7 protein-coding genes are annotated in these 8515 nt (G+C 43.9%); 2 read left to right on the top strand and 5 right to left on the bottom strand.

From position 1 onward, the window contains the following. Positions 1 to 8 precede the first annotated feature (8 nt). Together ICL16_RS34285 and fraI are read right to left on the bottom strand one after the other, a co-directional pair. Positions 9 to 1763: an ABC transporter ATP-binding protein gene (locus ICL16_RS34285; protein ID WP_190836050.1), complete on the bottom strand. Its 1755-nt coding sequence runs from the start codon at positions 1761 to 1763 to the stop codon at positions 9 to 11. 115 nt (positions 1764 to 1878) lie between these two features. After that, a complete protein-coding gene (gene fraI / locus ICL16_RS34290) occupies positions 1879 to 2496 on the bottom strand; it encodes a septal nanopore formation protein FraI (protein ID WP_190836051.1) in 618 nt (205 codons plus the stop codon). A gap of 245 nt (positions 2497 to 2741) precedes the next feature. Here fraI and galE point away from each other — a divergent pair, with 245 nt between their 5' ends. Then, complete coding sequence (gene galE, locus ICL16_RS34295; RefSeq protein ID WP_190836052.1) at positions 2742 to 3740, top strand: UDP-glucose 4-epimerase GalE; 999 nt, start codon at positions 2742 to 2744, stop codon at positions 3738 to 3740. A 74-nt stretch (positions 3741 to 3814) separates the two neighbouring features. Here galE and ICL16_RS34300 read toward each other — a convergent pair whose 3' ends face one another. Continuing rightward, the gene (locus tag ICL16_RS34300) at positions 3815 to 4351 is read right to left on the bottom strand and encodes a hypothetical protein (RefSeq protein WP_337907184.1); all 537 of its coding nucleotides are present in this window, start codon (positions 4349 to 4351) and stop codon (positions 3815 to 3817) included. A 52-nt stretch (positions 4352 to 4403) separates the two neighbouring features. After that, positions 4404 to 5624, bottom strand: coding sequence for an urease accessory protein UreH domain-containing protein (locus ICL16_RS34305; protein WP_190836054.1), 1221 nt, complete (start codon positions 5622 to 5624; stop codon positions 4404 to 4406). Between the two features lie 175 nt (positions 5625 to 5799). On the opposite strand from ICL16_RS34305, the gene ICL16_RS34310 reads away from it, so the two are divergent. Further along, positions 5800 to 6975 carry a M20/M25/M40 family metallo-hydrolase gene (locus ICL16_RS34310; RefSeq protein ID WP_190836055.1) on the top strand — a complete coding sequence of 392 codons (1176 nt, stop codon included), beginning with the start codon at positions 5800 to 5802 and terminating at the stop codon, positions 6973 to 6975. On the opposite strand, the gene ICL16_RS45030 is transcribed toward ICL16_RS34310, so the two are convergent. After that, positions 6911 to 8515: WD40 domain-containing protein (locus ICL16_RS45030; protein ID WP_202895861.1), on the bottom strand; the 1605-nt coding region annotated here is incomplete at its 5' end. The genes ICL16_RS34310 and ICL16_RS45030 overlap by 65 nt on opposite strands.

The following is an 8515-nucleotide window of genomic DNA, read 5'->3' on the forward strand; positions in this document are numbered from 1 at the left end:
CAAAAAACTTAATGCAATAATTCTTCTACTTGGTGCTGAGTCCACAAGGTTCTGTACAGCCCTGACTGTTTTACCAATTCTGTATGAGTACCTATTTGCACAATTTCACCTTTATCCATCACAAAAATTCGGTCTGCCGTTGCCGCTGCTGAAAGTTGGTGAGTGATGAAAACCACAGTTTTACGTTTTACATCACGGTTGAAATTTTTGAGAATATTTGTAGCGGTTTGATTATCAACACTGGAAAGAGCATCGTCCAAAATTAATACAGGAGCATTGACTAACATTGCCCTAGCTAAGGCAGTACGTTGTCGTTGTCCACCAGAAAGGGTAATACCACGTTCACCGACGATGGTTTGATATTTTTGGGGAAAATTGATAATTTCTGAATCAATCTGTGCTAGTTTAGCAGCAGATTCTACTTGTTGTTGATCGCTAACAGGATCTCCGTAGCGAATGTTATTTTTGATAGTGGTACTAAAGAGAAAGCTGTCTTGAGGAACGTAGGCGATCGCACTACGTAAATCGGCTAAATTAATTTTAGTAATATCTACCCCATCCAAAAATAACTGCCCTGGCTCAATATCTAACAATCGAGGCAAAGCATTTGCCAGGGTTGACTTCCCTGAACCAATTGCCCCCACAATTGCCACAGTTTCTCCCGCCGCAATGGTAAAGTTAACGTTAACTAAAGCTGGTGAGGCGGTTCCAGGGTAAGTGAAAGTCAAGTTTTTTGCTTTCAGTTCCCCTTTGACAACATCTTGTGGCATTGAGTGCTGGTCTACTGTATCTTTGATTTTGGGAGTAACAGTGAGTATCGACTCAATGCGATCGACACTAACTTCACCGCGCTGGTAAGTAGTAATTGTAAATCCTAATAAAGCGGTAGGAAAAACCAAATTTTGAACATAAATCAGTAATTTGACAAAATCGCCAACAGCAAGATTTCCATTCTCAATCCGGCTAGCCCCCAGCCAAATTAATACTAAAGAACTAACTGAAGCTAACCCAGTAATTAGTGGAAACAGAGTATTTCTAGTCTTTGCTAGTTTCAAGTTAGCAGATAATAGGTGCTGATTTTTTTCTGCAAAAGCATGACGCTCGTTTTTCTCTTGAGCATAAATTTTAATTAGAGAAATTCCACTAATGTCCTCTTGAATCAGTTCACTGATTTCCGAAAGATTTTCTTGCACTGCTAACTGTTGTATGCGGAGATGATCGCTAAATAAATGCACCAACAAGAACATCAATGGATATACGCCAAGAGCTGCCAATGTTAGGTCTACACTAATAGCTAGCATGACTGGCAAAGTTAGAGCATAGGCAAATATCGTATTTGCCAAACTGAGTACAGCGAAACCTAACAACCTGCGAATGTTGTCTACATCACTAGTAGCCCGACTAATCAAATCACCAATAGTGTTGGTGGCAAAATAGGACGGCTCCAAATGGAGTAAATGCTCAAAAATCTTTTGTTTCAGGTCAAATTCTACCTGCCGCCCCACACCAAATAGCCACAAGCGCGAGGCCATGCGGATTAACCACATTGATGTACTCAGCAAAGTAATTAGCACTGCAGAATGTATAACTTGATCCCAGATGAAGGTTGCCAAGAGCTGATTAATGCTATTGCCAATCAACTGGGGGATGTAGACACCTAACCCGTTAACAATCAACAAGGCAATGATCCCAAGTGTTGCTTCTCGCCAATGGGGTTTTAGGTATGCAACGAGTTTAGCAAGCCGTCTTGATTGTGATGTCATTAATGCAGTGGGTGAAAATTTTTTATGCTGCGTTAGCTCAAGTGTAGCAGTTTTATCAAAAGTAAGGCAGAAGGTAAACCTGTTACCCTCTGCCTTTTTTACTTTTGCCTAATTACTAACGAGGACGGATGAAACCGTAAACTTGGTTAAGATAACTGTCCCAAACTGCCGTTGTTAATGCCAAAGTTTGAGCATTGGGAACAAAATCTTCTAACCGCAATCCTCTTCTGGTAATGTCGCCTGGAGTTTGTAAAAGGTAGGGGGCTACTTTAGTAGGCATAATACTATCACCTACTAAATCTGACAAACTCATGCTGGCATCTTGATTGAATGCCACCAGTGTCCCTGTTGTCGGTAAACTAGCTGCTACAGGTGAACGAACCAAGAAGTAAGCCACAGCTGGTGTACTTGCTAAAAGTAAAATAGTCAGCGCCCAACCGATTAAGTACCCTCCTGGGGCGTCCATTCCCCCCCCACCTTTAATTCGCTGTGCCCCTAGAATCATCAGCAATATTGATGCTCCCAATGGTCTAAGCGGAAAAGAAATGACCCTCCATAGAGAAGCTACGGCTGGTTCATTAGGGTTAACAAATGAAAGGAGGACGATGAGCAGAAAAATCACCAGAATTAATCGTCCAACAAAAGTTCCTGAGGGATAAAATCTCTGGAACAAAGAAAATATGATCGTGCCGAGAAGCAGCCACAGTAATACCCGGCTTAGCAGTACAAACATAGATTAACTCCTAAATCCATTGAATGCGGTCAGCCTATAGGTTATGGGCTGTGTAGTTATATTGCCAAATTGTAATTTCACTCTCACCTGACTTCAATACCTCACACCCGACAAACAAAGACTACCGTCGTAGTGATTTTAGAGCAATTTCTCCCCAGTGGGGAGAGATATTTGTAATTTTCTTCGCTCAGTATCTGCTTCTTAATTTAAATTAATTTAGTAGTTGTGAATTTAAAGGGAAAATTATGTCTTCTGGGAAGTCCACTATTCTAGTAACGGGTGGAGCTGGATACATCGGCTCTCATACAGTACTTGCCCTTTTGGCAGCAGGTTATGAGGTGGTAGTACTCGATAATCTTGCCTACGGGCATCGCGACTTGGTAGAGCAGGTTTTAAAAGTGGAACTGATCGTTGGAGACACTGGCGATCGCGCCTTGTTAGACAACTTGTTTAAAACCCGCGATATTGCTGCTGTTATGCACTTTTCTGCTTATGCCTACGTGGGAGAATCAGTTACCGATCCCGCGAAATACTACCGTAACAATGTTGTCGGCACTCTTACCTTATTAGAAGCCATGTTGGCTGCTTCTGTGAAGAAATTTGTATTTTCTTCAACTTGTGCAACATATGGAGTGCCACAAGTCTTACCTATTCCTGAAGATCATCCCCAAAATCCAATCAACCCCTATGGTGCAACTAAGCTCATGGTTGAGCGGATTCTTTCTGACTTTGATATTGGATACGATTTCAAATCAGTCAGCTTCCGCTACTTTAATGCCGCCGGATGCGATCCTGAGGGCAAACTGGGGGAAGATCATAACCCGGAAACCCATCTAATTCCGCTCACGTTATTTACTGCCTTGGGCAAGCGCGAATCTATTTCAGTTTTCGGCACTGACTATCCCACACCCGATGGTACTTGTATTCGTGATTACATTCACGTTAATGACTTAGCACAGGCACACGTCTTGGGATTGGAATATCTCTTAAAAGATGGCGACAGCAATGTATTTAATTTAGGTAATGGCAACGGCTTCTCGGTGAAAGAAGTCATTGAAACAGCCAAATTAGTCACTGGTAAAGAGATTGCAGTGAAGATAGGCGATCGCCGTGCAGGCGATCCACCAGTTTTAATTGGCAGTAGCGATAAAGCCAGAAAAATATTAGGTTGGAACCCCCAGTACTCTTCGCTTGAGGAAATTATTACTCATGCATGGCAGTGGCATCAGAAACGGCATAAGTAACTTGAGAATTGTTAATTGTTAATTGCTAATTGTTAATTTTTCTTTACTATTAACAATTAACCATTAGCTATTAGCTATTCCCTCTTCAGTCGTTGTAAAACGAACAAAGAGATACCCATAAGAGTAAATGCTGAAGCCAAAGCTGTAATGTTCCAAAATAAAGACGATTTTTCAGGGTGTAGTGCCTTTTTTTCGATAGTTTCTACTTTGTTCTTAGAGCTGGAAGAGGAAACTGGCACTCCCGCCGCCACAGTAACAGCAAACTTTAATTCAAATGGTTGGAAACTGCCCTGAGTTACTGGTTTGCCACTTAACTTTAATTGATAAGCGCCTGGTTGAGGAAAAGTTACTTCTGCACCAGGAATATTTTGATATCGCTCTGCTGTCATTGGTTTTAAGGAAGGCACGAGTAACGGCGGCGCTCCTTGTTTATGCGGTTCTTTGTATACACTTAGTTCACACTTACACTCTGCCAAGGGAATAACCTTACCACCTTTACGAGTGAGAGCAAACCAAGCTTGGGCTGGCTCTCCAGCACGGGGATTATCATTCGGTTCGATATGAAGAGTTGCACCAACATCTGTTGCTATTGTGACCTTATGAGCAGACACTGTAGAAATATTTGTTATTAATATCGCTATTAATAGCAGTAAACATACGTTATTAGCGTGATTTAGTTGGCGGGACATAATATTTTTCTAATAATAAAATTGACCAAACAAAGCGAAAACGCACCAGCAATACACCCAGTGTGACAATTACCAGTAACACAACTGCTAATTTGTTTCCCCAGTTCGTTTGCGAACCCAGATAATGAGAACCGATCGCTACTGCATGAATTGTTGCTAAGAGTAAAGCTGGTAAACTTAACAAGTGAATTAGCCGCCAATGCTTGCCCAGAGACTTCTGCAACGAGTCAAAACTGGTAAGGGCAGCGGGAGTCATTAACAATAACGCGACTGCACCAGCAGCCATACCAAATTGATACTCTTGCGGTAAGAAAAAGAAGGCAGCAAAATTCCACTGTAGAGAATGTTCCATCATGTGTGCCGTATGTATCACAGATAAAACGAACGCCCCTACTCCCAATACACGACGATAACGCAGTGGTGCTATCCATAAACCACTTATGGGACGAGCAATGAGCGCTAGGATTAAACAAAATAATGCAGCGTGTCCGGTGTAATCTACCATGATGTCACCGGTGCGCAGCAAAGTTAACAAACCCATGGTGAGTGTTACCCAACCGCCCAAGCGAAACAACTGGCTGCGCTTGTCTTTACTTACCAAGGAAGTGGAAAAGCCTACACCAATCATGGTGGGTAGTGTTCCTATCCCAAAAGCTAGCATTGTTGCAGCTCCTATCCATATATTGCCAGTTTCTGCGGCTTTAATTTGGGCAGCATACAAGAACCCACAAGGCATTAAACCCCAAGTCATACCTAACAGGGCTGGAGTCCACCATTTTGTTTGTAACGAAAGCTTTACCATTCCGGCATTCAGGCGAGCATGTAAATTACTTCCTAAGAAAGGATGTAAAACTGGAATATGCGGCAAAAAACCTGGTTTTATTTGTCCTAACCCAAACCAAATTAGCATTACACCAGTGATGATTGCGATCCAACGGCGTAACTCGCTACCAACTCCCGCTAATTGTCCACTTTTTAGTAACACCGATCCCAGCGCCCCAATGGCAGCCCCAACTAAGGCATAGCTGAGTAATCGCCCCAGGTTAAGTAGGAGATGAAAATATAATTGCTTTCTCCAGTTATGACTTTCGTGTTTTGATAAGGAAAATCCCACTGCCAAAGGACTACACATTCCCAAACAATGTCCAAAACTTCCTAAAAACCCCAAAGCGATCGCCAGCAGCAAGTCAATCATAGTTCGTGTGTATCATATGTGTAGAGACGTTCCGGCGGAACGTCTCTACGATTAGGATGGAGACTAAACAAAAAAATCAAGGCATGTTTGTTTCAACCGGAACTTTACGCGAAGTTTACGTTTCTGTCAAAAGACACGGCGTCAAACTTGGCGATCGCACAATTAATTAGATGACATGAAAAAATGGATTTGGTTGGCGCTGTTTGTGCTAATGACATTAATAGTAGTGGGTGGTAGCAAGCTTTTTCCACCAACAAATGAGCAGCCACTGATTATTGACACGATTAGAGTCAGTCAACCTCAACCAATTCAAAAAGCTCAGAATTATCCATCTCCATATCCGTTGTTACAGGTGTCTGCTGACAAGCTATTTGCCCATGTTCAAAGATTGAATTTTACACGATATACGCCAGCCGAGCGATCGCGTACCCGCAAGTACATCACCACCGAATTGAAAAGACTAGGTTGGCAGCCCAAGTTGGAAAAATTTAGTGATGGTGTGAATATTTTTGCCGAACGAAAAGGAACCGATCAAAAAGCCGGAGCAATTCTGATCGGAGCGCATTACGACACTGTATATATCTCTCCTGGGGCAGATGACAACGCTAGTGGAGTTGCTGTCATGCTGGAAATGGCGCGATTGCTTGGCTCTCGTCCTACACCCAGGACATTACAATTAGCATTTTTCGACAAAGAAGAAGCAGGACTTTTGGGTAGTAAGGCTTTTGTCAAAGATAGCACCCACTTGGAAAACCTACAGGGTGTGATTGTCATGGACATGGTAGGTTACGCTTGTTACGATACCGGGTGTCAAAAATATCCAGTAGGTTTGCCCGTCACACCACCAAGCGACAAGGGAGATTTTTTGGCAGTCATTGGTGATGCCGAACACTTACCACTACTGAATGCGTTTGAGAACCCCCCAACCCCCCGAGATTCGGGGGGCACGCGGGGATCGAAAACCCCCCGAATTTTGGCAAACAATGAGGGATCGAAAACCCCCCGAATTTTGGCAAACAATGAGGGATCGAAAACCCCCCTTTTTAAGGGGGGCATGGGGGGATCAACACCGACTATACTGAAGCTACCCGTTCCCCTCAAAGGCTTGCTGACACCCGATGTGTTACGCAGCGATCATGCTCCATTTTGGTATCAAGGAGTAGGAGCAGTACTAGTAACAGATACCGCAAATCTACGTACTTCTCACTATCACCAACCCAGTGATTTACCAGCTACGATTGACCGCAAGTTTTTCACTGGAGCGGCGGAGGTTGTGGTGAATGCTACTAATATTTTGTTAAAGAATAGCGTTCCTTTGAAAAGTTGCATAGATGACGATCTTCCTTGCTGACATTGGGGGGATTGGTTTTCAAATAATCATGCACCCAATTACACCCGCGCCGCCATAAAACATCTCGGTTCAATAGCTCCAAGTTCCATAGGTATACGGTGCGATCGTCACTTGCTGAAGCCAGCATCTTGCCAATGGGGCTAAAGCTCGTGCTATTGACACCAGCGCTGTGTCCTTTGAGCGTGGTGAGTTCCTTACCTTCACGGCTCCAGAGTTTGATACTCTTGTCTGCACTAGCTGAAGCCAGCATCTTGCCGTCAGGGCTGAAACTGACGCTATTAACTTTATTAGTATGTCCTGTGAGCGTTTTGAGTTCCTTACCTTCGCGGCTCCAGAGTTTGATGTTCTTGTCATCACTAGCCGAAGCCAGCATCTTGCCGTCGGGGCTGAAACTAACGCTATTGACCGTATCAATATGCCCTGTGAACGTGTTGAGTTCCTTGCCATTAAAGTTCCAGAATTTGATGATACCATCAGCACTAGCTGAAGCCAGCATCTTGCCGTCAGGGCTGAAGCTGACACTCCTAACCTCACTATCATGTCCAGTGAGCGTCCTGAATTCCTTGCCTTGACGGCTCCAGAGTTGAATGGTGTTGTTACCATTAGCGGAAGCGAGAATCTTGCCATCAGGACTGAAGCTAATGCTATTAATCCACTCACTACGCCCTTTAAGCGTCATGGGTTCCTTGCCATTAAAGCTCCAGAGTTTAATGATACCGTCACCATCAGCCGAAGCAAGCGTTTTGCTGTCGGGGCTGAAGCTGACGCTTTTGACCTGATCCCAATGACCTTCGAGCTTTGTCAGTTCCTTGCCTTCACTGCTCCAGAGTTTTATGGTTTTGTCAGCACTAGCCGAAGCTAATGTTTTGCCATCGGGGCTAAAGCTGATGCTTTTGACACCACCACTATGCCCCTTGAGTGCTATAAGTTTTTTGTCATCTAAGTTCCAGAGTTTAATGGTGTCGTCGCCACTAGCCGAAGCTAATGTTTTGCCGTCGGGGCTGAAGCTCGTGCTATTGACAACATCGCTATGCCCTTTGAGCGTGACGAGTTCTTCTCCATCACTGCTCCAGAGTTTGATGGTGTGGTCAGTACTTGTTGAAGCTAATGTTTTGCCGTCGGGGCTAAAGCTCGTGCTATTGACAACATCGCTATGCCCTGTAAGAGTCTTGAGTTTTTTGCCGTCACTACTCCAAAGTAGGATTGTTTTGTCATCGCCAGCGGAAGCTAGAGTCTTGCCGTCTGGGCTGAAGCTGACACTTTTGACATAGTCATTATGCCCAGTGAGCGTTCTAGGTTCCTTACCATTAAACTTCCAGAGTTTGATGGTTTTGTCATTACTAGCGGAGGCGAGAATTTTGCCATCGGGGCTGAAACTGACGCTATTGACCGCGTCGCTATGTCCTTTGAGTGTTCTGAGTACCTGTCCTTCACTGCTCCATAATTTGATGGTTTTGTCAACACTAGCGGAGGCGAGAATTTTGCCATCGGGGCTGAAACTGACGCTATTGACCGCGTCGCTATGTCCTTTGAGTGTTCT

Source organism: Iningainema tapete BLCC-T55, from assembly GCF_014698965.1.
Classification (GTDB): Bacteria; Cyanobacteriota; Cyanobacteriia; order Cyanobacteriales; family Nostocaceae; genus Iningainema; species Iningainema tapete.

Bases quoted from the DNA above. Each gene is read 5' to 3' on its own strand.
- ICL16_RS34285 (WP_190836050.1), bottom strand. From the start codon at position 1,763: ATGACATCACAATCAAGACGGCTTGCTAAACTCGTTGCATACCTAAAA.
- ICL16_RS34305 (WP_190836054.1), bottom strand. From the start codon at position 5,624: ATGATTGACTTGCTGCTGGCGATCGCTTTGGGGTTTTTAGGAAGTTTT.
- ICL16_RS34310 (WP_190836055.1), top strand. From the start codon at position 5,800: ATGAAAAAATGGATTTGGTTGGCGCTGTTTGTGCTAATGACATTAATA.
- galE (WP_190836052.1), top strand. From the start codon at position 2,742: ATGTCTTCTGGGAAGTCCACTATTCTAGTAACGGGTGGAGCTGGATAC.
- fraI (WP_190836051.1), bottom strand. From the start codon at position 2,496: ATGTTTGTACTGCTAAGCCGGGTATTACTGTGGCTGCTTCTCGGCACG.